The sequence below is a fragment of the Arthrobacter sp. JUb119 genome, from assembly GCF_024807995.1.
Taxonomy (GTDB): domain Bacteria; phylum Actinomycetota; class Actinomycetes; order Actinomycetales; family Micrococcaceae; genus Glutamicibacter.
Genome location: NZ_JANUFE010000004.1, coordinates 252,464 through 278,986, shown reverse-complemented (window position 1 = coordinate 278,986; position 26,523 = coordinate 252,464). Strand labels below are relative to the sequence as shown.

The 26,523-nt window shown below is 60.1% G+C and carries 29 protein-coding genes; 13 read left to right on the top strand and 16 right to left on the bottom strand.

The window, feature by feature from the left end; translation table 11 throughout:
- Nucleotides 1–18 precede the first annotated feature (18 nt).
- Nucleotides 19–564 (bottom strand): DinB family protein, encoded by a 546-nt coding sequence (locus M2368_RS12760; protein ID WP_166650882.1) that lies wholly within the window; start codon nucleotides 562–564, stop codon nucleotides 19–21.
- 104 nt (nucleotides 565–668) lie between these two features.
- Between M2368_RS12760 and M2368_RS12755 the strand changes: the two genes are divergently transcribed.
- The 4 genes from M2368_RS12755 (at nucleotide 669) to M2368_RS12740 (ending at nucleotide 6,602) form a co-directional block, all read left to right on the top strand.
- Nucleotides 669–1,625, top strand: coding sequence for a helix-turn-helix transcriptional regulator (locus M2368_RS12755; protein ID WP_332595200.1), 957 nt, complete (start codon nucleotides 669–671; stop codon nucleotides 1,623–1,625).
- A gap of 494 nt (nucleotides 1,626–2,119) precedes the next feature.
- Complete coding sequence (locus tag M2368_RS12750; RefSeq protein ID WP_133835080.1) at nucleotides 2,120–2,983, top strand: hypothetical protein; 864 nt, start codon at nucleotides 2,120–2,122, stop codon at nucleotides 2,981–2,983.
- A 417-nt stretch (nucleotides 2,984–3,400) separates the two neighbouring features.
- The gene (locus M2368_RS12745) at nucleotides 3,401–4,597 is read left to right on the top strand and encodes an IS110 family RNA-guided transposase (protein ID WP_498724549.1); all 1,197 of its coding nucleotides are present in this window, start codon (nucleotides 3,401–3,403) and stop codon (nucleotides 4,595–4,597) included.
- Nucleotides 4,598–5,408: 811 nt separating this feature from the next.
- Nucleotides 5,409–6,602 carry a M20 metallopeptidase family protein gene (locus M2368_RS12740; protein WP_426735618.1) on the top strand — a complete coding sequence of 398 codons (1,194 nt, stop codon included), beginning with the start codon at nucleotides 5,409–5,411 and terminating at the stop codon, nucleotides 6,600–6,602.
- 16 nt (nucleotides 6,603–6,618) lie between these two features.
- Here M2368_RS12740 and M2368_RS12735 read toward each other — a convergent pair whose 3' ends face one another.
- The 4 genes from M2368_RS12735 to M2368_RS12720 form a co-directional block, all read right to left on the bottom strand.
- Nucleotides 6,619–7,326 (bottom strand): GNAT family N-acetyltransferase, encoded by a 708-nt coding sequence (locus tag M2368_RS12735; RefSeq protein ID WP_133834416.1) that lies wholly within the window; start codon nucleotides 7,324–7,326, stop codon nucleotides 6,619–6,621.
- An 84-nt stretch (nucleotides 7,327–7,410) separates the two neighbouring features.
- The gene (locus M2368_RS12730; protein WP_133834415.1) at nucleotides 7,411–7,827 is read right to left on the bottom strand and encodes a hypothetical protein; all 417 of its coding nucleotides are present in this window, start codon (nucleotides 7,825–7,827) and stop codon (nucleotides 7,411–7,413) included.
- 48 nt (nucleotides 7,828–7,875) lie between these two features.
- Nucleotides 7,876–8,283 (bottom strand): molybdenum cofactor biosynthesis protein MoaE, encoded by a 408-nt coding sequence (locus M2368_RS12725; protein ID WP_133834414.1) that lies wholly within the window; start codon nucleotides 8,281–8,283, stop codon nucleotides 7,876–7,878.
- The gene (locus M2368_RS12720; RefSeq protein ID WP_133834413.1) at nucleotides 8,280–9,461 is read right to left on the bottom strand and encodes a ThiF family adenylyltransferase; all 1,182 of its coding nucleotides are present in this window, start codon (nucleotides 9,459–9,461) and stop codon (nucleotides 8,280–8,282) included. The genes M2368_RS12725 and M2368_RS12720 overlap by 4 nt, the downstream gene beginning before the upstream one ends.
- Nucleotides 9,462–9,498: 37 nt before the next feature.
- On the opposite strand from M2368_RS12720, the gene M2368_RS12715 reads away from it, so the two are divergent.
- Genes M2368_RS12715 through M2368_RS12695 form a run of 5 tightly spaced genes read left to right on the top strand, consistent with a single transcriptional unit; the run spans nucleotide 9,499 to nucleotide 12,184 of the window.
- Nucleotides 9,499–9,750, top strand: coding sequence for a MoaD/ThiS family protein (locus tag M2368_RS12715; RefSeq protein WP_133834412.1), 252 nt, complete (start codon nucleotides 9,499–9,501; stop codon nucleotides 9,748–9,750).
- Nucleotides 9,751–9,753: 3 nt separating this feature from the next.
- Complete coding sequence (locus tag M2368_RS12710) at nucleotides 9,754–10,986, top strand: molybdopterin molybdotransferase MoeA (protein ID WP_426735622.1); 1,233 nt, start codon at nucleotides 9,754–9,756, stop codon at nucleotides 10,984–10,986.
- Entirely contained in the window at nucleotides 10,979–11,455 is a 477-nt protein-coding gene (gene moaC, locus M2368_RS12705; RefSeq protein WP_332487502.1) for a cyclic pyranopterin monophosphate synthase MoaC, read from the top strand. The genes M2368_RS12710 and moaC overlap by 8 nt, the downstream gene beginning before the upstream one ends.
- Nucleotides 11,445–11,936: a MogA/MoaB family molybdenum cofactor biosynthesis protein gene (locus M2368_RS12700; RefSeq protein WP_133834409.1), complete on the top strand. Its 492-nt coding sequence runs from the start codon at nucleotides 11,445–11,447 to the stop codon at nucleotides 11,934–11,936. The genes moaC and M2368_RS12700 overlap by 11 nt, the downstream gene beginning before the upstream one ends.
- Nucleotides 11,937–11,974: 38 nt before the next feature.
- A complete protein-coding gene (locus tag M2368_RS12695; protein ID WP_013347838.1) occupies nucleotides 11,975–12,184 on the top strand; it encodes a DUF1653 domain-containing protein in 210 nt (69 codons plus the stop codon).
- Between the two features lie 24 nt (nucleotides 12,185–12,208).
- Here M2368_RS12695 and M2368_RS12690 read toward each other — a convergent pair whose 3' ends face one another.
- Nucleotides 12,209–12,640 carry a MarR family winged helix-turn-helix transcriptional regulator gene (locus tag M2368_RS12690; protein ID WP_133834408.1) on the bottom strand — a complete coding sequence of 144 codons (432 nt, stop codon included), beginning with the start codon at nucleotides 12,638–12,640 and terminating at the stop codon, nucleotides 12,209–12,211.
- A gap of 78 nt (nucleotides 12,641–12,718) precedes the next feature.
- Between M2368_RS12690 and M2368_RS12685 the strand changes: the two genes are divergently transcribed.
- A complete protein-coding gene (locus M2368_RS12685) occupies nucleotides 12,719–13,819 on the top strand; it encodes a hypothetical protein (RefSeq protein ID WP_426735624.1) in 1,101 nt (366 codons plus the stop codon).
- 41 nt (nucleotides 13,820–13,860) lie between these two features.
- Here M2368_RS12685 and M2368_RS12680 read toward each other — a convergent pair whose 3' ends face one another.
- Both M2368_RS12680 and M2368_RS12675 read right to left on the bottom strand, forming a co-directional pair.
- Complete coding sequence (locus M2368_RS12680) at nucleotides 13,861–14,154, bottom strand: DUF6966 domain-containing protein (protein ID WP_105658559.1); 294 nt, start codon at nucleotides 14,152–14,154, stop codon at nucleotides 13,861–13,863.
- A gap of 49 nt (nucleotides 14,155–14,203) precedes the next feature.
- Nucleotides 14,204–14,854 carry an alpha/beta hydrolase gene (locus M2368_RS12675; protein ID WP_426735626.1) on the bottom strand — a complete coding sequence of 217 codons (651 nt, stop codon included), beginning with the start codon at nucleotides 14,852–14,854 and terminating at the stop codon, nucleotides 14,204–14,206.
- Between the two features lie 652 nt (nucleotides 14,855–15,506).
- On the opposite strand from M2368_RS12675, the gene M2368_RS12670 reads away from it, so the two are divergent.
- Entirely contained in the window at nucleotides 15,507–15,899 is a 393-nt protein-coding gene (locus M2368_RS12670; RefSeq protein WP_105662458.1) for a VOC family protein, read from the top strand.
- Nucleotides 15,900–15,987: 88 nt separating this feature from the next.
- On the opposite strand, the gene M2368_RS12665 is transcribed toward M2368_RS12670, so the two are convergent.
- The 5 genes from M2368_RS12665 to M2368_RS12645 all read right to left on the bottom strand — a co-directional run bounded on the left by M2368_RS12665 (nucleotide 15,988) and on the right by M2368_RS12645 (nucleotide 20,300).
- Nucleotides 15,988–16,770 (bottom strand): IclR family transcriptional regulator domain-containing protein, encoded by a 783-nt coding sequence (locus M2368_RS12665; protein WP_365943073.1) that lies wholly within the window; start codon nucleotides 16,768–16,770, stop codon nucleotides 15,988–15,990.
- An 80-nt stretch (nucleotides 16,771–16,850) separates the two neighbouring features.
- On the bottom strand, nucleotides 16,851–17,507 hold the full coding sequence (locus M2368_RS12660) for a 3-oxoacid CoA-transferase subunit B (RefSeq protein ID WP_105658562.1): 657 nt from the start codon (nucleotides 17,505–17,507) through the stop codon (nucleotides 16,851–16,853).
- Nucleotides 17,507–18,178, bottom strand: coding sequence for a 3-oxoacid CoA-transferase subunit A (locus tag M2368_RS12655; RefSeq protein WP_105658563.1), 672 nt, complete (start codon nucleotides 18,176–18,178; stop codon nucleotides 17,507–17,509). Before M2368_RS12655 ends, M2368_RS12660 begins: the two co-directional genes overlap by 1 nt.
- Nucleotides 18,179–18,244: 66 nt before the next feature.
- Nucleotides 18,245–19,456 (bottom strand): thiolase family protein, encoded by a 1,212-nt coding sequence (locus M2368_RS12650; protein WP_498724548.1) that lies wholly within the window; start codon nucleotides 19,454–19,456, stop codon nucleotides 18,245–18,247.
- 175 nt (nucleotides 19,457–19,631) lie between these two features.
- Nucleotides 19,632–20,300, bottom strand: a complete 669-nt coding sequence (locus M2368_RS12645; RefSeq protein ID WP_426735631.1) for a DUF6318 family protein — start codon at nucleotides 20,298–20,300, stop codon at nucleotides 19,632–19,634.
- Between the two features lie 248 nt (nucleotides 20,301–20,548).
- On the opposite strand from M2368_RS12645, the gene M2368_RS12640 reads away from it, so the two are divergent.
- A complete protein-coding gene (locus M2368_RS12640; RefSeq protein ID WP_133834397.1) occupies nucleotides 20,549–21,298 on the top strand; it encodes an IclR family transcriptional regulator in 750 nt (249 codons plus the stop codon).
- Between the two features lie 830 nt (nucleotides 21,299–22,128).
- On the opposite strand, the gene M2368_RS12635 is transcribed toward M2368_RS12640, so the two are convergent.
- From M2368_RS12635 to M2368_RS12625, 3 genes are all read right to left on the bottom strand, one after another.
- Nucleotides 22,129–23,454, bottom strand: coding sequence for an MFS transporter (locus M2368_RS12635; protein WP_426735633.1), 1,326 nt, complete (start codon nucleotides 23,452–23,454; stop codon nucleotides 22,129–22,131).
- 120 nt (nucleotides 23,455–23,574) lie between these two features.
- The gene (locus M2368_RS12630) at nucleotides 23,575–24,588 is read right to left on the bottom strand and encodes a PDR/VanB family oxidoreductase (RefSeq protein ID WP_332487471.1); all 1,014 of its coding nucleotides are present in this window, start codon (nucleotides 24,586–24,588) and stop codon (nucleotides 23,575–23,577) included.
- Nucleotides 24,589–24,628: 40 nt separating this feature from the next.
- The gene (locus tag M2368_RS12625; protein WP_426735635.1) at nucleotides 24,629–25,723 is read right to left on the bottom strand and encodes an aromatic ring-hydroxylating oxygenase subunit alpha; all 1,095 of its coding nucleotides are present in this window, start codon (nucleotides 25,721–25,723) and stop codon (nucleotides 24,629–24,631) included.
- Nucleotides 25,724–25,892: 169 nt separating this feature from the next.
- Here M2368_RS12625 and M2368_RS12620 point away from each other — a divergent pair, with 169 nt between their 5' ends.
- Nucleotides 25,893–26,474, top strand: coding sequence for a PadR family transcriptional regulator (locus M2368_RS12620; protein ID WP_102598620.1), 582 nt, complete (start codon nucleotides 25,893–25,895; stop codon nucleotides 26,472–26,474).
- The last annotated feature ends 49 nt before the right edge of the window (nucleotides 26,475–26,523 follow it).

The window sequence follows — 26,523 nt, the reverse complement described above, 5'->3', positions numbered from 1 at the left end:
TTTGATTGCCGCCTGTTGTTATCCCATGGTCTTCTGCCCATCCAGGGATTCGCGGATGATGTCCGCATGCCCTGAATGCTGGGTGGTCTCGGCGATGATGTGCAGCAAGGTGCGGCGCACCGACCAGTGGATATCGACAAACCATGGGGCCGAAGGCAACTCGTGCACGGTGTCCAGATCCAGCTCAGCCAGCAGCGCATCGGTGCGGTCGGCAATCAAAGCGTAGTTTTCCAGCACCGCGTCGAGAGTATCTCCTGGCTGCATATGGAATTCGTTATGGAATGCTTCGATCGCTTCGGGTGGCATCTGGCTGAAATCCGCACCGTCCCACGCCATGGCTGCCCGGCCTTTGACCATGAATTCCTGCCACTGTTTTTCGACTGCGCTGACATGTTTGATCAACCCGCCGAGGGTCAGCTCGCTCACGGTGGTTCGCTGCTCCGCCTGCTCATCGCTCAAGCCTTGGACCGTAAAACGCAAAAAATGCCTCGCGTTGGCCAGGGTCTGGAACAGGTCGGCGCGTTCTCCGGTGAGCTTGGTGTTGGTGATGGCCATGGTGCTCATGATTGCCTCCTGGCATAAGCTGCAGCCGGTATTTCCAGCTGGTAGTAACCAGAATAGAAGTGAAACGTGCCAGTTTTTGTCCTAAATCAAGGCAGACTTATCGTATGAGTACCAGTACCAGATTCTTGCGCTTACTCTCGCTACTGCAGACCCATCGCTATTGGTCCGGAGACGAGCTCGCAGAACGCCTTGACGTCAGCCTGCGCACCGTTCGCCGGGACATCGACCGGTTGCGTGACTTGGGCTACCCAGTGCAGGCCGATCGCGGTGTGGGAGGTGGTTATCAGTTAGCCTCCGGCACCGCGTTGCCTCCCCTGGTGCTCGACGATGAGGAAGCGGTGGCACTGGTGGCGTCGCTGCAATCCACCGTGCATGGCGGGTCCTCCGCTCTGGCTGAAGCGGCGCTGCGAGCATTGGGGAAAGTGGTACCCGTGCTGCCGGCCAGGCTGCGTAAACGGGCACAGGCCTTGACCGCGAGCACCATCCCGCTCAATTCCCAGTCTTCCGCCTCGGATCCCGTGGATCCGGCAGTATTAGTGGCCTTCGCCCAAGCCTGCCGTGATCATGAACGAATCGCTTTCGACTACAAGGATGCCAAGGGAGCAGCAACTTCACGCCGGGTAGAACCGGTCCAGTTGGTGAATGTTGGCAACCGCTACTATCTCGTGGCTTTTGATCTGGACCGCGATGATTGGCGCAGCTTCCGCGTGGACCGCGCACAGAACCCAACACCCAGGGCCTTGCGCTACACACCCCGACAGGTGCCAGGTGGCGATGCATCAAGCTTCGTTCGTGCTGGACTGCGTGGCAGCGGACAACCAGATGTGAGTGCGCGGGTGCATGCCAGCGCAGAACAACTGGAGCCGCTGATCGGCCGCTGGTTCCAGATCGAAGAAATCGACGACGGCAACAGCCTGGTGAGCACCGAGAATATGAACCTTAACTGGGCCGCGTTCGGGCTGGCGATGAGTCAGGCCAAAGTCAGCGCTGTTCAGCCGACAGAACTGCGAGAGCTACTCGATTCGTGGATAGCGAACCTTTCGTCAGAGCCCTGTCGCTAAAACCAAGCTCCGGAGGATCTCTGTACAACGCACGCAGGCCGTTAGCCCTTACGCTCATGAAATCGTAGTTATATCCCCTCCCGAACTATGACATTCGCGTGGATGATGCACCCGGTCAGTGTTCGAACGTGGAAGAAAACCCAATGAATCCGAAAGCAAGTCTCCAGATATCTTATTGATCCACTGGACACGCAATCCGGCGGAACTTGCGCGCTCTCTCTCGAATTCCAACGAGACGAGCGCCGATAATAGACGGTCACAAACACGTCACTCAAAAAATCAACACCGGCTGCAATGATTTCCGGGGGCTTCAAATGACTACACAGCTAATCTGCACGAACGGTCACAATCGTTCAACATCCACTACGTTGGCCAATCCGAGCTAAATCGAATGGAGCCTTTGAAACTTGATACCGATCAACGGCAAAACTGGGACTAGTAACTCCTCCGGGTCATCTCCCCCGCAAACAGGTCCGACCATAGATACTCATTATTTGACAAAGCTCGCAACGGGCACCTTCTTGAAACGTATCCAAAGACCATCGGCCCGTTTGACCAAATTATGGGTGATCGCTCGTCAAAAATTTCATCCTCTAGTTTCAATTGTGCATAATGACTCCAAGACAGGAGATAAATTGACAGAGATTATCACGACAACAGTTGCTCTTGTTGGTCTATTCGTAACAGCAGCACAGTTCACGGCGGCCGCCAGGGCACGGAAAGCGGCCGATTTCTGGGGAGACCAGATCGAAAAAACCGCCTCCTTGCGATCCGAGGAAGATGAGACGATATCCGATCACTACCAGAATGCCTTGTCGCTGGTTTACGCCGTTGAGCGAGTCCCTGGATGGAAGTTCGCTCTACCAGTTGGTTCTCTTTGCTTTCTAACTCTATGGCTATTCGCAACAAGCGTTCTTTTCAAAGGATTCATACTTAGTCCAGTGTCAGCGGAGGGGCAGTTGGTGGCATTTACAGGCGTCTACGCTCTTGCGGCCACATTTGGAATTTTTGCTACATTGCAAAAACTATTGACCCTTCAGGTTCACCGCACAAAGACCAAGATCGGATTCAAAGTCGAAGAATTTTACGACCCGGCACTCTTCGAAGTAAGACTATTTAAACATGTAAAGAAGTGTCTTGCCCTTGCCACTGCTGGGATCTTGTTGGCTTCTTTCGCGGTTGCTTGTTTCTCCGGCTTTCCGGTTCTCACTCAAAATAATGATGAAATCCTCGCCGCGGGCTTCCTTAGCAGCATTATTGCAGCCATAACCTTATGGTTTTCCATTCACAAGTTCACCTCAATCTACAGGAACCCGCTTGACGAAAATAACCTGGTAGTCACTCTTAAAGCCCATTGATCTACGAATAAAGGATCGCCGCCTTACCCGAATCTAGTCAGCATCCGAAGACGAAATCCCCTCCCAGTACGACCCCAAGGGAACGCCTAAGTAGATTCACTGATGGCTGGAAATGCTATTGCATTCCGCATCAGCCCGCGAGCGGTCCGCATGAAGCCATGCCCCGTTATCTTTTTGATAGTCCCTAAAAAGAGGATCATAGGGACTGTCGGCCGACCAATCTCGGCATGGTGTCTTGCCTCTATCTAACCAATGATCATAGGGGGTGTTGCCACCGAGATTGGGATGGCAGCGTGGTGATTGCTGATTAGGGGCGCGGCGCCAAGACACTGGACGCCTGTCATAACGTGGATGTAAGACTTCGCTACCGACGGTTGGTCGACCTTGAACAAGAACTAGTTCAAAGGAGCACTAGTCATGATCACCGCGGATATCGATATTTTCCTCGGCCTGGACGTAGGGAAAACCGACCACTGGGCCTGCGCCGTCACCAAGGACGGCACCAAAATATGGAACAAGACCCTGCCCAACGACGAAGCCAAACTCGTCTCGGTCTACCAGAATCTCAGTGCCAAAGGCACCGTCCTGGTCGTCGTGGATCAGCCAGCTACCATCGGAGCCCTCGCTGTTGCCGTCGCCCAGCACCTCGGTATTCCGGTGGCCTATCTGCCCGGATTATCGATGCGGCGTATCGCAGATAGGTATCCTGGCACGGCGAAAACCGACGAAAAAGACTCGTTCATCATCGCGGACGCGGCCCGCACCATGACGCACACGCTGCGCAGCATCCAGGTCTCTGATGAGGATGAAGCCACCCTGGGCATGCTCACCGAATTTGATCTGGATCTAGCCAGGCAGATCACCCAAACCAGCAACAGGATCCGCGGGCTATTCACCCAAATCCACCCGCCACTCGAACGTATCCTCGGCCCGTGGCTGGAACACGACGCCGTCCTTGAAGTCCTCGCTATCTGGCCCACTCCAGCGCAACTGAAGCATGCTGGCAAAGTGCGGATCGATGCGAAGTTGAAGAAATATAGTGCTCGCCGGCACACCGCCTGGGCTTCAACCATCATTGACGCTTTGGAGGAGCAGAGCGTCATCGTGGTCGGCACTGAGGCCGCGGGGCTGGCGATCCCTCACCTCGCCCGGCAGCTGGTCTCGTTGCATGCCCAACACGTAGACGTGGCCACGCACTTGGAAACCATGGTGGAGGCCCACACTCTTTACCCGGTCCTGACATCCATGCCAGGGGTTTCCGTCAGGACCGCTGCGATCATCATCGCCGAGACCTCCGGCAAGACCTTCACCAGCGCCGCCGCACTGTCCTCCTACACCGGATTGGCTCCGACCACGCGCCAGTCGGGAACGTCTATCAAGTCTAAGCGCGTCAGCCATTCAGGGAACAAGCGCTTGAAACGAGCACTGTTCCTCTCGGCGTTCGCGTCCATCCGCTTTGATCCGACCAGCCGGAACTATTATGACCGGAAACGAGCTCAAGGTAAACGCCATAACCAAGCGCTCATCGCTTTGGCCCACCGACGGCTCACGGTCCTGTTTGCGATGCTCCGGGATGGCTCACTCTATGATGTTCCGGAGTTGAAAATAGCTTGACACAGAACATAGGGGCACCCCCAGGTCTCGGTATCCATAACCAATGCATCAACCTGATCGACACTACCCGTTACCGAACGAGAAGATTAGGTTACCGGTCCGTTTCCATCTTTAACTCCCTATGCGCACTACTCAGTAATGCAAAGAGCCTTTTTGGACATTGACACCTCTAATTTGCAATAAGAAGTTAACTGCAAAACGTGGACGAGCAGGCATGCCGGCGGCGCTAATTCTTCGTTGAGCCTGCCCCGCCCCCGACACCATTCAAATTGAATCTCAAGTACTGTCTTGGCTCTACACTCAACGAACATCATCGAGAAATACGAATAATGATTCTTTAACGCAGTGTTCTTCGTGCGGCTCACCGAGCCTTATGCCCCCGTAACCGCCCCATAATTGAATGCGGCATCACAGAAGTAAACAGCGATAGTTTTCGCGACGTTCACGCTGATCAAGCGAGAGGTTCCACTAAAAGTACCGCATTGGCTTCTAGAAAAACTTCACATCATTTCACCCTTGGCCAAAGTCAGCGACGTCCACCCGGCAGAACTGCGAGACCTACTCGATTCTTGGACGGAGAATCTCGGCTCCTGATTGCGAAAGTTGTGAGATGCAACAAAAAGCGTCTTGAGAGCTTGACGGCGACACAACCGCGAGGCGTATAGTCACTCGCGTGCTAACAACATTCAAATCGTTCGGAGTAAATGCTTTGATTAGTAATTACTTAAAGTTTGAATCATCGGCATAGTCATCTCTACGTACCCTGAGGCTCTCCGCCCGTCTGTCGACGACGCCTACGAAAGGCTGATTCATGTCCATTGCCGACTTTACCGCTGATGCACAAACCATACTTCCCGATCTGATTAAACTGCGCCGTGAGTTGCATGCGGACCCCGAGCTCGGACTTAATCTGCCCCGCACTCAGCAGAAGGTGCTCGACGCGCTTGAGGGGTTGCCGCTGGAAATCACTACCGGCACCCGCACCAGTTCGGTCACTGCAGTGCTTCGCGGAGAACTGCCCGGCCCGACAGTCCTGCTCCGCGGCGATATGGACGCTTTGCCGATTCTCGAAGCGACCAATCTGGACTTCGCCTCTGCCAACGGCAATATGCACGCCTGCGGCCACGACCTGCATACCGCGGGACTGGTGGGCGCAGCCAAGGTGCTGTCGGCTCATCAAAGTGAACTACATGGCTCGGTCATCTTCATGTTCCAGCCAGGCGAAGAAGGCCACGGCGGAGCGAAGATCATGCTTGAAGAGGGACTACTCGCCGCAGCCGGAGACCCTCCAGTTGCTGCCTACGCGATCCATGTGGGACCCGGCCCACGAGGAGTCTTCGCAACACGAGGTGGTCCAGTAGCTGCTGGCTCGAACCAGCTGACAGTGAAGCTGAAAGGGCGCGGTGGACACGGTTCGCAGCCTCACCAGACCCTGGATCCAGTTCCTGCCGCGGCCGAACTCGTCCTGGCCTTGCAAAGCTTCGTGACTCGACGATTCAATGCCTTCGACCCGGTGGTACTCTCGATCACCCGGCTGTCCACCGGAGACGGTGCAATCAACGTCATCCCGGAGAGCGTCGAGCTGGCGGCCACTATCCGCACCATGTCTCATGAATCGCTGGCTGTCCTGGAAGAAGGACTGCCACGAGTCATCAACGGTGTGGCGGCAGCCCATGAACTCACTGCTGATGTGAGCTTTGAAACGCTCTACCCGGTGACCGTGAACGATCCCGCCGAGACGGAGGCGGCGCTGACAACGATGCGCGAAATCTATGGTGAACAGCGCGTGGCTGTAATGCCTTCGCCAATGATGGGCTCGGAGGATTTCGCGTTTGTGCTCGACGAAGTACCCGGCACGTTCATCGCATTGCTGACCACTCCACCGGAAATGACCGCCGAGGAGGCCGAGTGGAATCACTCACCACGGGTGGTCTTTGATGAGTCGGTGCTCTCAGATCAAGCTGTAGCCCTGGCAGCGATCGCTTTTAAGCGAACCGCCAGCTGAACTTCGGAGCTGCGCGCTAATTCTCGAGAATTACGGTGGTTTGGGTCCCCACATACTCAAACCCAGCGCGCAGCGCCGTTCTGATTGACGCGGCATTATCAACGTGCGCGCGCCACTGAAGAATCAGCCCGGCATCCATTGCATGCTTTTGAGCAATGCCGACAGCTTGAGAACCGAGTCCACTGCGCCGACTGGCAGGTGATACGAGCGCGCCAAGGTGGGCCAGTTTTTCTTCCCACACGTCATAACCAGCACCTGCCAAAGGTCGCGGCTGGTGCTCAGAATCGCTGAGCAAGATAAAGGTATTCTCCATCTCGCTCAAGCCGACTTCTGCAGCGTCTTCGGCTGGGCAGGCTGTTTCAAGATCAACAGCGTGCACTCGCGCATGACTTACCTTGGCGTTGGAGCCAGACACCATTGGCGCTGAATCACTAAAGTACAGCTTCGCTTCCCCGAGAGCCCGCCCACCATAAGGAGCACTGAGTTCTAAAAGTTTCTCGTGGCTGGCTAGTTCCGAGTCGGGTAGCTCTCGACCAGCTTCTATTGCCCACGAGGGGCCGACCAAAATCCCGGTGCCAAAGAATGATACGAACATAAGCACGGCGCTATCGTTCTTCTCGCGATAAACGCGATCTTCTCCTCGTGCCAATGCTTCTACCGAAACACCGAGGATCGATGCCCAGGATTGTCGGATGGTCGCGATGGTGTCGGGTTGAAGCGTCATGCCGAAAGACTATCGGAATTCAAATTATCTGTGTCTGCCAAACAGACCGAAAACTCGCGAAGCAAGCCTTTAGTCCAAACGGATCTAACGTTCCAGAGATTCTAACAATGCAACAGCATTGGTATTTTCAAGCCAAAAATACGCATGAATCGCCAACAAGACGTCGTCTATTGACTGTTCAATTGCCGGCCCACTCCACAGGGCAACGACCGCACTCGCGACATTCGAAATCGCCGAGTTTTGACTGGCCCTGCCGAGCTCAACGCCGCGAAGCACCAGCAGGTAGTCGAGAGCCAAGTTGCGTAAATCTTGATTGGAAAGCATCTTCCGCGTCGAATACCCCAGAGCTCGTTGCATCGTCGAGATCGATGAATCCACGTCCGGAAGCGGCAAACATTGTTGTTGAAGCCTGGACAACAGGAATTCACCGCGAGGGACGTCTCCCGGCATCACTTCCTTGTAATCGGTCCTGCTCCCTGAGCCGGGACGATACTCAGTCAAAACGTAACTTCCGTTCCTCACTAGACGTATTCGCTAGGTAGGTCCGGCCTACAGTCCAACCCACTCGGAGCTGCCGGAAGTGAAGTGTTGCTTCTTCCAGATCGGAACTTCGGCTTTGATGCGTTCAACCAGGTTCTCAATGGCATCGAAGGCTTCCTTGCGGTGCGCTGCTGCCGAGGCAGCCACCAAAGCGGCATCACCAATCTTCAGCGGACCCACACGATGCACAGCCGAAAGCTTCAAGCCCGTGCGCTCTTCTTCCTCGGCGATGATCTTCTCCAGGAAGTCCTGCGCCTGCGGGTGATGCGAGTAGTCCAGGGAATTCACCGACTGCCCACCATCGTGGTTGCGAATGATTCCGTGGAAAAGCACCACAGCACCGGCGGTATCAGACTGCACGGCATCGCGGACTGTGGCCTCATCGATTGGTTCCTCGGTGATCAACGCGTAGCTCATGAGCGGGTTCCTTCGGTTGTTGCGGGTTCGGCCAGTAGTTGCGGCGCCACCGCGGCCAGTGCGGGAAGCCCGCCTTCAAGATAGTTTGTTTTGATGCCCCGGCCAGCGAGCAAGGCGGCCGCGCGTTGCGAGCGAGGACCGCGTGCGCAGTAGACCGTTACCTGTGCCGGGATCTGCTTCAGATCTGTGCCGGATTCAACAGCTGCTTCCAGCTCAGGAAGGGGCAGATGCAAGGCACCGGCGATGTGCTGTTGTGCGCGTTCGTCATCATTGCGCACATCCAACAAGACAGGTGCTGCACCACCAGTTAGGGCTTCGGCGAGCGCCTCGGCGCCGATGCCTTCAGCTTCAGGCAGCGTTCCCGAGCAAAAAAGCACATAATCGATCAGCTCGGTGACTTCAGCGCCTCGGGGGTCCCGGGAGAATTCGAGGGTGCGGGTGCTGGCAGCCAGCGCATCGTAGATCAGCACCTTTCCCACCAGCGGGGCACCGATTCCGGCGATCAGCTTCAAGGCTTCAGTAGCCAGCAGCGAACCGACGGTTCCGCACAATCCGGGCAGCACGCCCCCGGCGGCGCAATCCGGCACGGTGCCCGGGGCAGGCGGGACCGGGAACAGGTCGCGGTAACCCGGGCCGTGCTCATGCCAGGCCACGGAAACTTGTCCATGATGCTGCAGGATCGATCCCCAGATTAGCGGGATGCCCGTGAGCTGCGCGGCGTCATTGGACAGGTACCGCGTCGGGAAGTTGTCGCTGCCATCGATGACGAGGTCATAATTCGCAAAGATCTGAAGCGCGTTCGATGAATCCAGGCGCAGGTTGTGCTCGATAATCTTCACATTGGGGTCCAGCGCCGTGGCGGCCTGCGCCAGGGAAGCGGTCTTGGCCAAGCCGATATTAGCGGTGGTGTGCGTGACTTGGCGGTGCAGGTTGGATAGCTCCACCACGTCATCATCCACGATGCCGATGGTGCCTACTCCCGCTCCGACCAGATACGGGACGCTGGCGCTGCCTAGTCCGCCCGCGCCGATAACCAGTACCCGGGCGGCAGCCAGCCTGCGCTGCGCAGTGTCATCAAATCCGGGCAACGAGAGTTGGCGTGCAGCTCGTGCAGCCTGTTCGCCGCTCAGTGGCGGCCCGGGGGCCACAAGCGCGGGAAAATCGCGTTCGCTTTTCATCGTGCTCCTTATCGCCTAGGCGCGATAGCATGAAGTCATGTCGAAGATTACGATACGCTACTTCGCTGCCGCGGCGGCAGCAGCGGGCTGCGAGCAGGAGAGCTGGGAACGCCCCGATACACTCGCCGGGCTGCGTAGCGAACTGATCGATTCCTACGGACCTGAAATGGCCCAGGTTTTGCGCGCCGGAAGTTTCCTGATCAACGGCGTGGTGCGCCGCGATGCCGGCGAGCTGGGCACTGCCGACGATCTGACCGTGGATGTCCTGCCGCCGTTCGCAGGCGGATAGTCCATGTCCTGCACTCTGGAAAGCCATCGCACGGAACTTGAAGAGCTGCTGTCCCCGGTCTTCGCCTGTCTGGACAGAGAAGTGCTGCCCGTCGATAGCCCTGAGGCCAGCGATCGAATCCTCAGCGAGGACCAGTACGCCCTTTTGCCCATCCCTGCGTTCACCAACTCGCAGATGGATGGCTACGCTGCGCGCAGTGCGGACTTGGCAACAGCCTCGCCTAACTCCCCCATCTCTTTGCCATTGGGTTTCACCGCTGCCGCCGGCGACCGGCAAATACCCCTGGCTGAAGGCACAATCAGTCCGGTGATGACCGGTGCGATGATCCCGCTGGGTGCTGACACTGTCATCCCCATCGAGGAAAGCGGCTCTGGCGCTTTCCCGGAATTGGTTCGTGCCGGCTTTGGCACCCCCAGCGGCCACGCGGAATTCTCGGCCCCCAGCGCCGTGGGCCGCTTCATCCGCCCCGCCGGTGTTGATCTCGAAACCGGCGCTTTGGTGGCCAAGGCCGGAACCCGGCTGACCCCGACCATGATTGCCGCACTGGTTTCCAGCGGGCTGCGTGAAATACCGGTGCGCCGGGCCTTGAAGGTGGCCGTGTGCACTACCGGTGATGAGCTCAGCGATGGGCAGCGATCCCAGGGCCAGATCCCGGACTCGAATTCCCCTATGCTCGCAGCCTGGCTGCGCCGCTACCAGGTGCAGGTGCGCACCTTGCAGCTGCCCGATGATCCGCAGCGCTTCGCCCTGGCCATCGATGCCTTGCAGGAACAGGTTGACCTGATCGTGACCGTGGGCGGCATCAGCGCTGGAGCCTATGAGGTGGTCCGCCAAGCGCTGTCGCCGCTAGGCGGGGTTTTCCATCATGTGGCCATCCAGCCCGGCGGCCCGCAAGGCTTCGCCCGACTGGCCAAGGCAGCGGTACTGTGTTTCCCGGGCAACCCGGTCAGTGCCCTGCTATCGGCAGAACTGTTCCTGGCCCCGCTGCTGCGACAGCTCAATGCCCTGCCAGAGCCCTTGCCCAGGCACTACCCGCTGGCAGCCGATGCCAGTTCCCCCGAGCACAAGCACCAGGTGCGCCGAGCGCTGATCCGCGATGGCCAGGTCACCATCCTGGATCCGGGATCCCACCTGGTCCACGATCTGGCCCGCGCCGATGCGCTGGTGCATATTCCGGTAGGCGTCAGCCAGTTGGCTGCCGGCCAAAGCATCGAAACTTGGAGCATGAATGTCTGAGAAACTCACCCACCTGCGCGAAGACGGCAGCGCCCATATGGTCGATGTCAGCGACAAGGCCGTCACCAAGCGCGTGGCCACCGCAGAAGCCATCTTCGCCACCCGCCCGGATGTTGTCCCGATGCTGATGACCGGGCAGTTGCCCAAGGGCGAGGCGTTGGGCACCGCAAGGGTCGCTGGCATCATGGCGGCCAAGCGCACCTGGGAACTGATTCCGCTGTGCCACCCGCTGCCGATTTCCAAGGTGTCCATCGATTTCACCGCCGAGGAATCCGCCGTGCGCGTCACCGCCCAGGTCACCACCAAGGGCGTCACCGGGGTGGAGATGGAAGCATTGACCGCGGCCAGCGTTGCGGCCCTGACCCTCTACGACATGGTCAAGGCCGTGGACAAGCACGCCGAGGTCCGCTCGGTGAAGGTTTTGGCGAAGTCCGGCGGCAAGAGCGGTGACTGGGTTCGTGGAGACTAGCCGCACGGCGGCCGTGGTGGTCGCTTCGACCACCGCCGCAGCAGGCTCCGCCGAAGACAAGACCGGCCCGCTGATCACCCGGTGGCTGTCCGAGCGCGGCTTCGAGACTGGCGAGCCGACGGTGGTGGCCGACGGACAGCCGGTGCGTTTTGCCGTGGACGACCTGCTGGCCAATGACGCGCAGGTCGTGATCGTGACCGGCGGGACCGGGGTCTCACCCGATGACCAGTCCCCCGAAATGGTTGCCCCGCTGCTGGATGTCCAGCTGCCCGGAATCATCGAGGCCATCCGCCGGCGCGGAGAAGCGACCACCGCACTGTCCATCATTACCCGCGGGGTTGCAGGATTCTCCGGTAACAGCTTCGTCATCACGTTGCCCGGGTCCACCGGCGGAGTGAAAGACGGGCTGGCCGTCCTGGATCCGATCCTGGAGCACCTGCTGGTCCAGCGCAGCGGCGGCACCGGGCACGGCCCGCGGTAAGTTCTCTAGCACCATCATTGATCAGAAAGGCCACCAGGTTGAGCATCGAACCCGGAATCTACCAGCACTTCAAGGGCCAGCGCTACGAGGTGCTGGCCGTGGGGAAGCACAGCGAAACCGAAGAGCCGCTGGTCTTCTACCGCAAGCTCTACGACGACTACAGCTTCTGGGCTCGGCCGCTGGAGATGTTTGCGGAACACGTTGAACGCGATGGCTACAACGGCCCGCGTTTCGCCAGGATCGCCTAGGGCAAGTTGCAGATTTCCCTGGACCTACTGCGAGTCGGCAACGTTATAGCGTTCCAAGGCTTCGGCAAAGGCCGAGATCTGCTCTTCGCTCCAGCCCTCTAGACGATCGGTTACCGCAGCGCGGTGCACGGCGGCGGAAGCCTGAAGCCGCTCGCGGCCCACGCCGGTCAGTTCCACTACGCGACCGCGCCCGGATTCCGCATCGTCATAGGCGATATATCCCAAGTCCAGCAGCGTGCCTACCTGCCGGGAGACTGTCGAGCGGTTCAGCGAGAACGCCTCGGCAATGTCGGTGGCCCGGGTTCCGGGAGTATCGGCAATGAAGCGCAGCAGGGAATGCTCCACGAGTGTCAGCGGCTCGGCCAGCTGGCGTGAGCGCGTATTGGCACGTCGGGTAATCATTTGCATGTGATGGAAGATCGATTGGATATCGGCTTCCCGCTGTTCCTTGCCCATGTTCCGAGTCTAGTACGCAGGGCTTTGCCGGGCACTCAATGTTGCATCATGCAACATTAAGCGTATTCTTTAATGCTGATGACTCTCACCGACAACGCCCCGCGCCAATCCCCCGCTTCCAAGCATGCCGATAATCCGGCCATGAAGAAGTCCCCCGCAGCCAAGCCGGCACCACTGGGCTGGGGAAAGCTCGTGTTGACCATGCTGATCCCGTTCTTCCTGTGCGCCATCATGGGCTTGTTCTATCTGGGGGCCTTCCACGCGCCCAGTCCGCACAACGTGCAGGTGGCGGTGGTGGGCGATTCCGCGCAATCCAAGGTTTTCGCCCAGACCCTGCAGGATGGGTCCGACGGTGCATTGAATGTGCGCACCGTCGCCGATGCGGACCAGGCCCGGAAACTGGTAGAGCAGCGCGAGCTCGTGGCCGCCTACGAAACCAGCGGCGGCACGGCAACGCTCTACAGCTCTAGCGCCGCGTCGGAAACCTCGGCGAATATCGCCCAGAAAGTCTTCTTGGACGTGGCCTACGAACAAGGCCAGCCATTGCGCATCGAAGATGTCGTGCCCACCGGCGAGCAGGACACCACCGGGCAGGGGCTGTTCTTCCTGCTGGTCGCCTTGAGCATTGGCGGCTACGCCAGCGCCGTGCCGCTGGCCGGGTTCATGGGCAAGGTCAAGCTGCCCGTGCGCTTCGCCATGGCGGCGGTTGCCGCAGCGGTGGTTGCCACAATCGCGGTGCTGATCGCGGGCCCGGTCTACCGGATCATCGAGGATCATTACGCGGGCATCTGGCTGATTTCCTGGGTTTACGCCGCCGGCATCACCCTGCTGGGCCTGGGCCTGCATCCACTGCTGCGCCACTGGACCACCCCGACGCTGACCTTGTGCTTCGTCGCACTGAATTTCACCAGTTCCGGCGGGATCTTCCAGCCGCAAATGCAGCCGGGATTCTACGGTGCACTCAATACCTTCTGGAATGGCGCCGGGTGGCTGCACGCAGTGCAGACCCTCGTCTACTTCCCCGGGCAGTCCATCGGCATGGATCTCCTGCGGCTAATCCTCTGGCTGATCCCCGGCATCCTGCTGGTCATCCTGACCCACGCGTGGAGCGTGCGCAAAACCCGCGTGGCCGATGAAAATGCCAGGATCCGGGACGTCGAGGAAACCGTCGCCGCGTAGCGGCACGCGCCGCGGGGATTGCTCCCTGCCAGATGCCGCTCCTAGCTGCGCAAGAGCCAGGAGCGCGCGGAGCCCAAGGCTCGGCGCAGTCCGCTCACCGCGTCATCCATGACCGCGGTTCCCACATCCTGGAAGGACCCCATGCCGCCGCGGTAGAGTTCCAAGGCCTTCCGGGAAGCCTCTCGCAGTTGCTCTCGGCTTTCGATATCCTCAAAGAGGCCATCAAGCCAGCGAGCCGCATGGGCGCGTTGCGCGTCATGGTCCTGGGCCGCTGCGAGGTGCAGCTTCTCGATAGCCGCGCGGATTCTGCCCAGTGCTTGCTCAACATTGTCCATGGCACAAGGTTATCCCGGCCGGCGGGCCCTGCTGCCCGCCAGCCGCGCTTCAGGACTTGCCCAGCGGTATCAGGTCAAGTTGCGCGGTGATATGGCTGCGGACGTCGTTCAGTTCATCCATGTTGATCCCGTGGGCCAACCCCGAGTAGGTGCGGGCGGTCAGGGTCGAATGCTCGGGCAGGAACTTGGTGGTGCGTTCAATGGCGACCGGGGCAATGACCCGGTCTTCGGTGCCACGGCCCCAGAACACTGCTGGACGCTGCGCGGCGATGATTTCATCGGCTGACTGGGTGCCGCCTAAGACGAATCCGCCCAGGATCGTGGTGGCCAGCACCCGCTCGGGCCGGGTGCGCAGCAGCTGGCTGGCCATCAGCCCGCCCTGGGAGAAACCGACTGGAATGATCTTGGTGGCGGTGTCTACATTTGCATCGATCCAGGCCCAGATCGCCGCGGTGGCCGCTTGCACCGGCGCCGCGTCGGGGACGCCCGGAGTGGTGATCTGGAACCAGGCGGCCCCGCCGTGGCCCAATTCCAGCGGAGCGCGCAGCGAAGCCCAAGGCAGATCCAATCCCAGCGGTTCGGCGAGCGAGCCCAGGTCGTGTTCATTGGAGCCGAAGCCATGCAGGAAGACCAACACGGCACCGGATTCCGGGGTGCTGCTCCAATTGGCGGAACGCACATCGCTCAACAGGTTGCTCATAGCAGGCCAACTCCTCATAAGTTGTTTGCGGGCGGTTCCCGATGGTGGAATCGCAGCCTTCCGGCGGCGTTCCCAACAAGGTTCAATAAGCCAAGCATACCGTAATTGATTGAAGATACAAGTAAATTCCATTACCGCGATCCGTCACAGTACCCCGGGCGCCACCCGCTCAGAAAATCTGAAGCGAAGCGCACCCAAGTCCCGCTCGCCCTTCTGCCGGCCACCACATGCGAGCCTCAAAAACCAGCTAGTCACCTCGGATAACTCCGGCCTAAAGCAGGCTTCAAGCTAGTGCGAAGGCTTGCGGGCATTCCATGGAAAATTCGCGCAATCTGGCGGGAACGCATCCTACTTCACGCAAAACCTTGTCGCCAGAAAACCCTAGACAGAAACCAAAATTACTGTGATCATTTCGTGTTACTACCGGCCAGTAGCAAGTGTCTCCCATCTTTTACTCGAAGGACCACCATGATCCTGTAGTCCACCGCTGGGTGCTCAACGCCCTGAACACGGATGGTCCGGCCGATCCAGGCTACCGCCCTTCCTGCTACCTGTAAGCGGGAATCGGCGCATCCTGGCGTGCGTGCCGATGCCGGGATGCGCCTTGGCTCGCACCTAGGCAGAGCGCCTGCCAGCTATTAGATTGGTGGCCATGGACGTTCTTTCCAGCAGGGTGCTGCTGCGGCCAATTGACCTGGCCGCAACCCAGCAGTTCTATCGAGATGTGCTGCAACTAGCCGTGGCCCGGGAATTCGGTCCGGCACAGCAGCCGGGCTTGGTGTTCTTCCTGGGCAATGGCCTGCTGGAAGTCTCCGGGCACCGGCCGCCAGGGATGCCGTCCACGCTGGTGCTGTGGGTGCAGGTGCGCGATGTGCAGGCAGAGCTGGAACAGTTGGCGGCCTGCGGTGCGACGGTGCAGCGCGAGGCGCGCAAGGAGGACTGGGGCCTGATCGAAGCATGGATCCAGGATCCCGACGGCACCAGAATCGTGCTGGTGCAGGTACCCGAAGGGCACCCGATCCGCCGGGACGTGCGCGAGCCCTAGCAACTGGTGCTGGCCTGCGCGGCTCGCCGCGATCACCACGTGTGCTGGCATCGAATGGGATCCGGCCACCGCCTGACCCCCGCGGGTACTAGCGGCTGGCGGCGAGGGCTTCGCGTACCTGCGCGGCAGCTTCGAGCAGCTGCGGCAAGACCACCTCGGCTGCCTGTTCGGCGCTCTGCGTAGTATCGGGACGCACGCTCATCGACACGTTCATCGCGGCGACCACGGTGCCATCGGCACTGAATACCGGCACCGCCACCGAGCGCAGGCCGATCTCCAATTCCTGGTCTACCACCGCATAGCCCTGGGTACGGATCCGCTGAAGTTCAACGCGTAGCGGATCCGGGCGATCGATCCCCAGCCCTGTCACCGAGTGCACGCCGGCGGCGATCACCGCCTCGCTGATTTCTTCGGGCTGGTAGGCCAGCAACACCCGGCCCATGGAGGTGTTGGCCGCCGGGAAGCGGGTGCCCACCGAAATGCCCACGCGCATGATCGAACGGGTATGCACCCGGGCGATGTAGACGATCTGCGATCCGTCCAGGATGGAAGCGGAGGCCGATTCATGCACAGCAGCCGAGAGTTCCTCAAGCACCGGTTCGATCAGCTGCGGCAAGGTGGCGCTGGACAGGTACGAGTACCCCAGCTGCAGGACCTTGCTGGTCAGCTCGAAATGCTTGCCGTCGGTGCGCACATAGCCCAGCTCCACCAGGGTCAGCAGGAACCGCCGGGCGGTGGCCCGGGACAGGGCAGTGCGTGCGGCGACCTCGGAGAGGGTCATCGACGCGTGATCGGCATCGAAGCTGCTGATGACCGCCAAGCCGCGGGCCAGGGACTGGACCGATGTGGTTGTTGCTGCCTGCTCGCTCACCGTGCTCCTTGCGCGCTGGAAATGATTGCGGGGCGCACTTCCAAGACTCGGATGCGCACCCCACTAATCTACTGGGTCTTCTAGGCCTGGGTCAGTTCCACCGGGACCTTGGCGGCCAGCTCCTCGAAGCTGATGCCATGGGTGGAGCGCACGAAGACCTTGGCATCGCGCAGCTCGAAGACGGCCACTTCGGTGTAGATCCGCGAGACGCAGCCCAGCCCGGTGACCGGATAGCTCAGCGTTTCAACCAGCTTGGATTCCCCGGCCTTGGTGAACAAGCTCATCATCACCCAGGTCGCCTTGGCGCCGATAGCCAGGTCCATGGCGCCGCCCACAGCAGGGATGGCACCTTCGGCACCGGTGTGCCAGTTGGCCAAATCGCCATCCTTGGAGATCTGGAAGGCACCGAGCACGCATACATCCAGGTGGCCGCCGCGCATCATCGCGAAGGAATCCGCGTGATGGAAGAAGGAGGCGCCGGGCAGCTGCGTGACCGGGATCTTGCCTGCATTGATCAGATCCGGGTCGATGTCCTCGCCGGTGGCGACCGGGCCCATGCCCAGCATGCCGTTCTCGGTGTGCAGGGTGACGCCCTGTTCCTTGGTGAGGTAGTTCGAGACGTTGGTCGGCTGGCCGATTCCCAGGTTCACGAATGCTCCGGCCGGGATGTCCGCGGCAACGAGCTGCGCCATTTCATCGCGGGTGAGCTTTGCTTCGGTGGTGGTCATTGCGCTCATTACTTTTCCCCTCCCAGTTCCACCACGGTATCCACGAAGATGCCCGGGGTGATGACGTTTTCCGGATCGATGGAACCGGCCTGGACGACCTCGTCCACCTGCACGATGGCCGACTTGGCCGCGGTGGCCATGATCGGGCCGAAGTTCCGCGCGGTCTTGCGGTACACCAGGTTGCCCAGCGTGTCGGCCTTCAGTGCCTTGATCAGCGCGAAATCGGCGTGGATCGGGGTTTCCAGCACATAGCCCTTGCCATCGATCACGCGGGTTTCCTTGCCCTCGGCCAGCAGCGTGCCGTAGCCGGTGGGGGTGAAGAACCCGCCGATGCCGGCGCCGGCGGCGCGGATGCGCTCGGCCAGGTTGCCCTGCGGAACCAGCTCCAGCTCGATTTCCCCGGCCCGGTAGGCCTCATCGAAGTGCCAGGAGTCGGACTGGCGCGGGAAGGAGCAGATGATCTTCTTGACCCGGCGTTCCTTGATCAGCAGGGCCAGGCCGGCGTCGGCCTGCCCGGCGTTGTTGTTCACGACCGTCAGGTCCTTCGCGCCGCAGTCCAGGAGCGCGTCGATCAGTTCCATCGGCTGGCCGGCGTTGCCGAAGCCGCCGATCAGGACGGTGGCGCCGTCGGTGATCTCGGCGACGGCGTCCGCGGCCGAGGTGGCAATGCGTGGTGCCATGATGCTGCCTTTCTAGATTCAAGATGTCGTGGGACCGGAGGTTCAAATCCCCCCGTCGTCCAGCTGCTACTTGGTTGCGTTCATGTTCTCGACGACGACGGCCAGGCCCTGGCCGACGCCGATGCAGATCGCGGCAAGCCCGTAGCGCTCGCCGGATTCTGCCAGGCGGCGGGCGACGGTACCCAGGATGCGCAGGCCCGAGGCTCCCAGCGGGTGGCCGATGGAGATGGCCCCGCCCCAGGCATTGACGATGGCCGGGTCGATGTCCCAGGCCCGGATGCAGGCCAGGGACTGGGCCGCGAATGCCTCGTTCAGCTCGACCGCGGCGATATCCGACCACTTCAGGCCGGCCTTGGCCAGAGCCTTGTTGGCGGCTTCCACCGGGGCGAAGCCGAAGAACTGCGGATCCAGCGCGGCAGCGCCGTTGGAGACGATGCGGGCGATCGGATCGGCGCCCAGCAATTCGCCGCCGCGCTCGGAACCGATGAAGGCCGCCGAGGCGCCGTCGCTCATCGGCGAGGCGTTGCCAGCGGTCACCGTGGCATTCTCCCCGGTGCGGAACACGGTGCGCAGCTTGGCGAGGGTTTCTGCGGTGGAATCAGCACGGATGGTCTCATCGCGGGTGACTTGGGTGCCGCGCTTGTTCGCCGGCGGAACCGGAACTACCAAGTTGTCGTACTTTCCGGCCTCCCAGGCGGCCGCGGCCTGCTGGTGCGATGCCGCGGAGAATTCATCCTGGTCTTCGCGGGAGATGCCGTGCTTCTCGCGCAGCTGCTCGGTGGCCTCGCCCAGCGATACCGTCCATTCCCCCGGCATGGCCGGGTTGACCAGGCGCCAGCCCAGGGTGGTGTTGGCCAGTTCCAGATTGCTCATCGGGAAAGGACGCTCGGTCTTGGGAAGCACCCATGGAGCACGGCTCATCGATTCGACGCCGCCAACCAGGACCAGGTCCGCGTCGCCGGTGGCGATCTGGCGGGAAGCCGCGATCGAGGCATCCAGCGAGGAGCCGCACAGGCGGTTCATCGTGGTGCCCGGCAGCGAGGTCGGCAACCCGGCGAGCAGGGTGGCCATGCGGGCCACATTGCGGTTTTCCTCGCCGGCGCCGTTGGCGTTGCCGAAGATCGACTCGTCGATATCCGCGACATCCAGCTGCGGCGCCCGTGCGACCAGCTCGCGCACCACGTGGGCGGCCAGGTCATCGGGGCGGTGGCTGGACAGCGCGCCGCCGATCTTGCCGAAGGGGGTGCGGATTGCGTCGTATAGGTAGGCCTGCTGCATCGTCTCACTGCTCCATCGCTGCGGTATGTTCACATCGTGAACTTAAGTTCGTACAATGAACTTTAGCAGTTGATATCCGTACCTTCAATAGATTTCCGTTGCGGTCCGCCCGGTTCCCTGCACAAAAATGCCCCGGCTGCCGAAGCAGCCAGGGCATTCTCCAAGTCACATATTGCTATTGCGCGTTAACCGCGACATTCAGCGGCTGCCATCCGGAAGACTCGTCGAACGCCGGATCCTGCACAGCTAGCGAGCAAATGGATCCAATGAAGTTTCCATCCTCGTCATAAGCGATCTCATCCCAATTTTCTTCAAAATCCATGCAGGAAACCGGCTCAATTTCGCTGGTCGCCTTTCCATCTGCACCGAGTACTAGGCCAGCGGCTCGCTCTATTCCAAAGCTGGCAAACATAACCTTGGGCTCGCCCGGCGATGCTTGATACTTGTCCAAGGTGCTCATGGTTTCAATAACCCTGAATTCGCCTTCGCCAATACTTCCACCATTGGCATAGGCCTGGTCAGTCTGGGCGATTAGCTCCTGGCATAAGGTGCAGTCCGCTGCCGAGAAGCCTTTGAGTGCGGCGGTGTCACCGCTCGCCACCGCATAATTCAGCAGCTGCACCCAATACTCCACGGCACCTTCCAGCCCTTCCTCGGATTTCTCGCTGAGGACCGCCGGGCGCTGCGGAACTTCAGCATTTTGCTCCGGGGAGCTCGGCGTGGGCGACACCGTGCCAGCAGAAGGATCACCGGCCCCTCCCTGGGATGCACTGACGCAACCGCTGGCTGCCAGCGTCAATGCAGCCATCAAAGCTGCAAGCTTTATTTGATGATTTCGAACCATTGCCGCCGCCTTCGTGGAGTTTTTTCCGCGTTCAAAAACGACATTACATCAAGCATTTCGATAATACGACCACTATTCAAATAACGTTTTGGCTACTCTTTTCAATGAGAATCGCTGGAAAAATTCCACGTTAACTCTGGCCGAACAAGGGAAATTCGGCGCGATAGCGAACCCTGCTTGCACTAAAGCGCAGAGCCGCTCACCTGGATGCAGGAGAAGCGAAGCAGCCACTGCCCTAAAATAGTTCCATGGCCAATTCGCCCAGTGGGGACTCTATGCTGGACCGCTTGGTTCGGATCCTGAATTCCTTTGATCTCAACAATCAGTCGCTCAGCGTCAGCAGCCTGGCCCGGCGTGCCGACATCCCCAAAGCAACCATGTACAGGTTGCTCGATGAATTGGTATCCCATGACTTGCTGGCACGAGACGGGTCTGGCCAGGTGCGGCTGGGTTTGCGCCTTTGGGAATTAGCCAATCGAAGCGCTGCCACCCAGGACCTTCGCACCGCGGCATTGCCGTTCATGGAGGACATCAACCAGCTGCTGGGGCAAAATACCCAGCTCTCGGTACTGCACCAGGATGAGGTGCTGATCATCGAGCGTCTCTCGCGGCCCGGCTCTGTTGTCAATCAGGCGAATGTCGCCGGACGCATGCCTGTGCACCGAACTTCGATGGGCATGGCACTTTTGGCCTTTTCGCGGCCGGAAACCATTCACGGGTTCCTGGAACGCCACCACGAACTGATGACCGCCACCCATCCTGAACTCCGCGCAGAAATGGCGGAGATCCGTCGCAACGGATTCGCCTCGTTCGACGGATTCATCGACCCGGAAACCACCGGTGCCGCCGCCCCGATCCTCGACGAGGCGGGCTATCAGGTTGCGGTTATCTCGGTGGTTGTTCCCCGCGACTCTGGAACACTGCAGTCCGCAGCTCTGGCGCTACGCACCGCAGCCCGGGGCATTTCCCGTGCAATGCATTTGGGCGACAACCGCTAGGCGTAATCAGGATCCCGCTGTTCGATACACGCGCTACATCCACTGGCAATGCAAGCAGTCAATAGCTTCCGAGACCATCGCACTTCTCTGAACTCCTTGTGGAGTTGATGCCACCAATGAATTGGTCTGCGTTTCTTCCGACAACGGGCGGAAAACAAGTGGTTGGTTGCTCTCCGATCTCGGTTTCGAGCGAGATAACGAGGTAGCTCCAGATCAAGTAACGTGTTGAGATCTTCCGGGATGAAAATGTCGTAGCCAGGGCCATTCTGGTTTCCACCATCCAACGGCACGGACTACTTCAGTTCCCGACTCATCCGCGGGTGCACTATCCGAAAAGCACTCAGCCCAGGCGCATTTCGTGCATCATCACCGCCAGGCAGACCTGGCCGGCCGCTCTTGCCGCCAAGCAACCGGACACTGCCTTGCCCAAACAGGCAGGTTTCATCCCCGAGCTCTTCCTGAGGCGCGGCTCGTCCCCAGAGTCCAAGAGCGGATCTGTTCATGATGAAGCGCCAAGCCGGCTTCGTCTCGATGGCAAGCCCGCCAGTGTTGTCCACGTGCGACCGAGAATTTCGCTTGAACCCGGACGCCGCACACCATCCACGTGCCGGCCATGATTGGATGGGATCCATCGTGGTCCTTCTAATTCGTTTGCCTTCTGGAACCAGGACCTCCCAAGTCACTGCCTGCAGCGCCATTCCTTGGCCAGTACCCGCCCAGATCCGAGGTGGCCACTGCGAATCAAAGACTGACCGCTCCCCGACTAAACGCGCCATTAAAACGCTGAAGGGGCGAAGCCCGTTGGCGCCGCCCCTCCGCTGAGAAATGTCCTAGCTGGCGGAATTCGTGCTTGCCGAATCCGAAGTTTCCTTCTCCGGGGCGTGAGGCGACGCGCCGCCGCGCAGCATCATTAACGCAACTGCCGCGCACAGCACCACAATGCCTACGCCCAGGTACAACTGGGCGGCGGTCCACGAGGCGTCAAGCAGGCTGCCGGCAGCCAGTGGAGCCAGGATCGCGCCGAAACGGCCGATGCCAATAGCCCAGCCAACGCCGGTTCCACGTGACTGCGGTGCATAGGAGGACGGCGTCAACGTGTAGAGGCCGGCTACGCAACCGTTAATGAGCATGCCAACCAGAACACCCAGGACGAAGGCCAGTGCAAGGATGCCTGCCGCCGAGATGAACACCACCATGAGCACTGAGGAAAGTACAGTGAACGCAATGAGCACCTTGCGAACGGCCCACTTGGTGGTCAAAGCGCCGAAGAGCAGGGAACCGAAGGTGCCACCGAGGGTCAGCATCAGGCCGCCGACCACACCTTGGCTTTCGGTCATGCCCGCGGTTACCAGCAGCTTCGGGGTCCAGCTGTTCACGAAGTAGAAGCCGAACATCACCGCGAAGAAGGCCACCCAGATCACCGCGGTCACCCGGCGTGTATCCGGTGAGAAGAGCGCAAGGACTGCGTTGCGGCTTCGGCCAGATGCGGAGCTGCCCTGTTCTGGCAGGGCCACGTTCTCGGCACCCAGGTGCATTTTGCGTGCCAGCTTGCTCAGCTTCTCGGCGGTTCGCGCAGTACGCCGGGTCAGCAGGAAGTCAACGGATTCGGGGACGACGGCCAGCAAAGCCAGGAAGGCGACCATCGTCAGCACTCCTCCGAAAATGAAGACCGAGCGCCAACCGTAATGGGCCTGCAGCGAGACCGCCGCCATGCCGCCCAAGGTGGCGCCGACTCCGTAGCCGGCGGTGTAGATGCTGACCGCCATGCCTCGCCAGCGTCCATTGGAGTATTCGCTGGTGATCACGTTGGTGCACGCCAGAATGCCGCCGACTCCCAGGCCGGTGACGATACGCCAGATGGCAAGGCTCGCCATGGAATCCGCGGTGGCTGAGAGGAACATGCCCAGCGATGCCAGCGCGGTGGTTCCCAAGAGCATCGGACGGCGTCCGAACAGGTCGGCGAATGGAGCCAGGAACAATGAGCCGGCAGCCATGCCAAAGAGGCCTGAGCTGAGCAGTACGCCCAGCTGGGCGCCGTTCAACGAGAATTCTTCGGAAACCTGATTTGAGGTAAAGGCCATGGCCAACACATCAAAACCGTCGAGGGCGTTCAAGAAGGTGCAGACTGCGACGACGAGCCATTGAAAGGCCGACATCGGTGAATCTTCAATTCTCTGTTTGATGTCCATGGGGAACTATCTCCAGTTTTAGGGTGCACCAAGCCGCCCGCGAAACCGTTTCGGTCCGCCGGCGAGGGTGCCAAGATGGGAAATTTGCTAGTTCGGTTCGATGGTGACCACGGCGGGTCCGCCGGTGCGGGCGGCATCGGCCTTGGCACCGGTCTGGGAGGTAATGGCTCGCGAAACGCAGCAGTTCATCTTGCTCGACTGGCGTTTCTGCCGTTCGGAGTAGAACACGTCGCGGTGGTCAATCCGTCCGGTGATTTCGGTAATGCGCACCTCGCACAAACCGCATTCGCCCTTGCGGCAGTCGGACATCATGTCCGCACCGGCGTCCTCCAAGGCCTCGAGCATGGAGCGCCCTTGGGGAACGGTCACTTCCAGGTTCAGCTTGGGAACCCGGACAATGAATTCCTCCGGGTCGTACCAGCCCGAGTTGCCAAAGGTTTCATAGCGCAGCGCCGATGGATCCAGCTCGAGTTCTGCCCAGCCACGGCGAACTGCATCCATCAACCGGATCGGCCCGCACATGTACAGTTCGGTTTCCTCGCCGGCACGTTCCAGCAGCTCGTTGACCGACAGGGACGTGCCTTCATCGTCCACGTGCACTTCCAGCCGAGAACCGTGTTCCGCCTCCAGCTGTGCCAAGTAGGCCATGGCCGAACGCTTGCGGCCGGCAAACACCAGTGTGTAGTCGGCATTCAAACGCTTGAGCACTGAAGCCATATTCGCCATGGCGGTAATGCCGACACCGCCAGCCAAGAGGATGTAGTGCTTGGCACCCACGCGCAGCGGGAAGTTCTGCAATGGCTGGGTGATCTGCAAACGGTCTCCCACTGCCAGCTCGTGCATATAGGTCGATCCTCCACGGGAGAGCGGAGCCTTGAGCACGCTGATCACCAGCGTTGTTCCGTCAGCGCTCGACTCGACCACAGAGTAGGAGCGCTTGGCATCCTCTGCGTTGATTTGCACCTTCAAATCTATGTGCGAGCCAGGCTCGGCTCGCTTTGGCAGCTGCGGGGCAAGCTCGATGCGCTTGATCCCATCGGCCACGTCTGCGATGCCGGTGACTTCCGCTTCCTGCCAGACTTCAATATTTGTCGCTGCCATTGCGTTGGCACCAACCTTTCAGTTTGAACGCGGGAGCCGGCTAGGCGCGGACGGACTGGCTGGCTTCGGCGGCGAGCATGCCGTCAAGAATGCGGCGAACCCACATGCCGCCGGCATCGATGTTCAGGTTGTAGAACTCGTAGTCCGGGTTGGCATCAATGGCTTTCTGCTGGGCCTTGAGCATCGCCTCGTCTTCGCCGAAGACCCCATGCACCCCATCACGCAGCTGGGTGGTGATCAGCTGGCTGTCCAGGCAGTAGTTGCGCATGAACGCCCAGAAGTAATGCGAGGAACGATCAGTTTCCGGGGTGATCGTGTTCATGACGAATCCATTGACTCCTTGGCTGCGGTCGCCTTCAGGCGCACCGGTTCCAGCCTTGGCTACGCCGACGTCAATGGTAATCGTTGCCGGCGCTTCGAAGTGGATGATCTGCCAGCGGTCCACCTTGCCTTCGAAACCCGGGAACTTGTCGCGCATGTTCTTCAGCCAGAATGGCGGTGCGTCGATATTGTGCATCCAGCGTGTGACGGTGACCTTGTTGCCTACATGAGTGGTGATGAATTCCGAGTCGCTCAGCTCATCTTGGCCGATCGAGGAGGAATGCACGAATTCCTCATGGGTCAGGTCCATCAGGTTGTCCAGGATCAGCTGGTAGTTGCAATCGGCGGCAATGGTCATGCCGTCGCCTGCCCATTGTTCGGAAGACATCTGGTGCATGTCCGGGACCAGCTCCGGGTCGGCCAAGGTGGGGTCGCCCATCCAGATCCAGACATAGCGGTAGCGCTCAACAATAGGGAAGGAAGGAACAGTAGCCGAAGGATTGATGGTTTCCTGGGCCGGCATCGAGACGCACCGGCCAGCGGAGTTGTAGACGATGCCGTGGTATGGGCACTGCAACCCGTCCTTTCCCACGGTCTTGCCCATGGATAGCGGAGCCAAGCGGTGCCAGCAGGAGTCAGCCAGTGCAACGGCCTTGCCAACTTCGGTGCGATACAGGGCAACCGGGCGCTTGGCAATGGTGCGCGACATCGGCTTGCGGGTGACCTCGTGATCCCAGGCGGCTACGTACCAGGCATTCAGCGGATGGTCCATGATCTTGGCGGTGGTGGTGCTCTTGGCGGCAACCTCGGTCATGACGGTCCTCTCGATTGCGGACCCGGCAGTGCTCGGCGATGGCGGATCCAATATGTGGTTTGCCCAAAGGCGGAATATGAGAAACTATCTATGCACATAGATAGTTCGCATGCCATTAGACTAGCTATATAGATAGTGATACGCAACACATTTCTGGAAAGGGGCGGTTTTGAGTCTTCGCAACGCGCTGCTTTCACTGCTGACAGTTGAACCAATGACCGGCTATGACCTGTACAAAGTCTTCGAATCGTCGGTCGGGCACGTCTGGCACGCCCCGGATTCGCAGATCTACCCCGAGCTGAAACGCATGGAATCCGAAGGTCTCATTGCAGGGCAGGATGTGCCTTGGGGTCCACGCGGAAAGAAACGGCAATACACCATCACCCGGGATGGCGTCACCCAATTCAAGGATTGGATGAACACGCCCCTGGAGTACGCACGCACCCGCGATCCCGCGCATCTCAAGGCTGCCTACCTGGAATGGGCGGAACCCGAGGCCGCGCGCGAGCAGATGCGCGGGCATATCGCTCATCACCGGTCATTGCTCAACCAATGGCAAGAACGCATCGCGGAATTGGAGCAAGGCAGCAACTCCATGCTCACCAAGCGCTTGAAGAACACGCCGCGCGAGGAGTGGGAAGCCACTGTTGCCTACAAACGATTCACCTATGAAGGCCTGATCGCCCGGGCAGAAGCTGAAATCCAGTGGGCTACGCGCGGGCTGGAACTCATCGACCTGCTGAACCCCTAGGCTGCCGGCCGGCGCAATAAAGCCGCCGACCCGGCACGGATCGGCGGCT

Coding starts and splice junctions, on each gene's coding strand:
- M2368_RS12635 (WP_426735633.1), bottom strand. CDS start 23,454: ATGTCGGCCTTTCAATGGCTCGTCGTCGCAGTCTGCACCTTCTTGAAC.
- M2368_RS12735 (WP_133834416.1), bottom strand. CDS start 7,326: ATGACGCTTCAACCCGACACCATCGCGACCATCCGACAATCCTGGGCA.
- M2368_RS12720 (WP_133834413.1), bottom strand. CDS start 9,461: ATGAAAAGCGAACGCGATTTTCCCGCGCTTGTGGCCCCCGGGCCGCCA.
- M2368_RS12655 (WP_105658563.1), bottom strand. CDS start 18,178: ATGGCACCACGCATTGCCACCTCGGCCGCGGACGCCGTCGCCGAGATC.
- M2368_RS12630 (WP_332487471.1), bottom strand. CDS start 24,588: ATGGCAGCGACAAATATTGAAGTCTGGCAGGAAGCGGAAGTCACCGGC.
- M2368_RS12640 (WP_133834397.1), top strand. CDS start 20,549: ATGGCCAATTCGCCCAGTGGGGACTCTATGCTGGACCGCTTGGTTCGG.
- M2368_RS12645 (WP_426735631.1), bottom strand. CDS start 20,300: ATGGTTCGAAATCATCAAATAAAGCTTGCAGCTTTGATGGCTGCATTG.
- M2368_RS12710 (WP_426735622.1), top strand. CDS start 9,754: ATGTCCTGCACTCTGGAAAGCCATCGCACGGAACTTGAAGAGCTGCTG.
- M2368_RS12755 (WP_332595200.1), top strand. CDS start 669: ATGAGTACCAGTACCAGATTCTTGCGCTTACTCTCGCTACTGCAGACC.
- moaC (WP_332487502.1), top strand. CDS start 10,979: ATGTCTGAGAAACTCACCCACCTGCGCGAAGACGGCAGCGCCCATATG.
- M2368_RS12660 (WP_105658562.1), bottom strand. CDS start 17,507: ATGAGCGCAATGACCACCACCGAAGCAAAGCTCACCCGCGATGAAATG.
- M2368_RS12675 (WP_426735626.1), bottom strand. CDS start 14,854: ATGAGCAACCTGTTGAGCGATGTGCGTTCCGCCAATTGGAGCAGCACC.
- M2368_RS12740 (WP_426735618.1), top strand. CDS start 5,409: ATGTCCATTGCCGACTTTACCGCTGATGCACAAACCATACTTCCCGAT.
- M2368_RS12685 (WP_426735624.1), top strand. CDS start 12,719: ATGACTCTCACCGACAACGCCCCGCGCCAATCCCCCGCTTCCAAGCAT.
- M2368_RS12745 (WP_498724549.1), top strand. CDS start 3,401: ATGATCACCGCGGATATCGATATTTTCCTCGGCCTGGACGTAGGGAAA.
- M2368_RS12725 (WP_133834414.1), bottom strand. CDS start 8,283: ATGAGCTACGCGTTGATCACCGAGGAACCAATCGATGAGGCCACAGTC.
- M2368_RS12625 (WP_426735635.1), bottom strand. CDS start 25,723: ATGACCGAGGTTGCCGCCAAGAGCACCACCACCGCCAAGATCATGGAC.
- M2368_RS12690 (WP_133834408.1), bottom strand. CDS start 12,640: ATGGGCAAGGAACAGCGGGAAGCCGATATCCAATCGATCTTCCATCAC.
- M2368_RS12680 (WP_105658559.1), bottom strand. CDS start 14,154: ATGGACAATGTTGAGCAAGCACTGGGCAGAATCCGCGCGGCTATCGAG.
- M2368_RS12650 (WP_498724548.1), bottom strand. CDS start 19,456: ATGCAGCAGGCCTACCTATACGACGCAATCCGCACCCCCTTCGGCAAG.
- M2368_RS12760 (WP_166650882.1), bottom strand. CDS start 564: ATGAGCACCATGGCCATCACCAACACCAAGCTCACCGGAGAACGCGCC.
- M2368_RS12670 (WP_105662458.1), top strand. CDS start 15,507: ATGGACGTTCTTTCCAGCAGGGTGCTGCTGCGGCCAATTGACCTGGCC.
- M2368_RS12715 (WP_133834412.1), top strand. CDS start 9,499: ATGTCGAAGATTACGATACGCTACTTCGCTGCCGCGGCGGCAGCAGCG.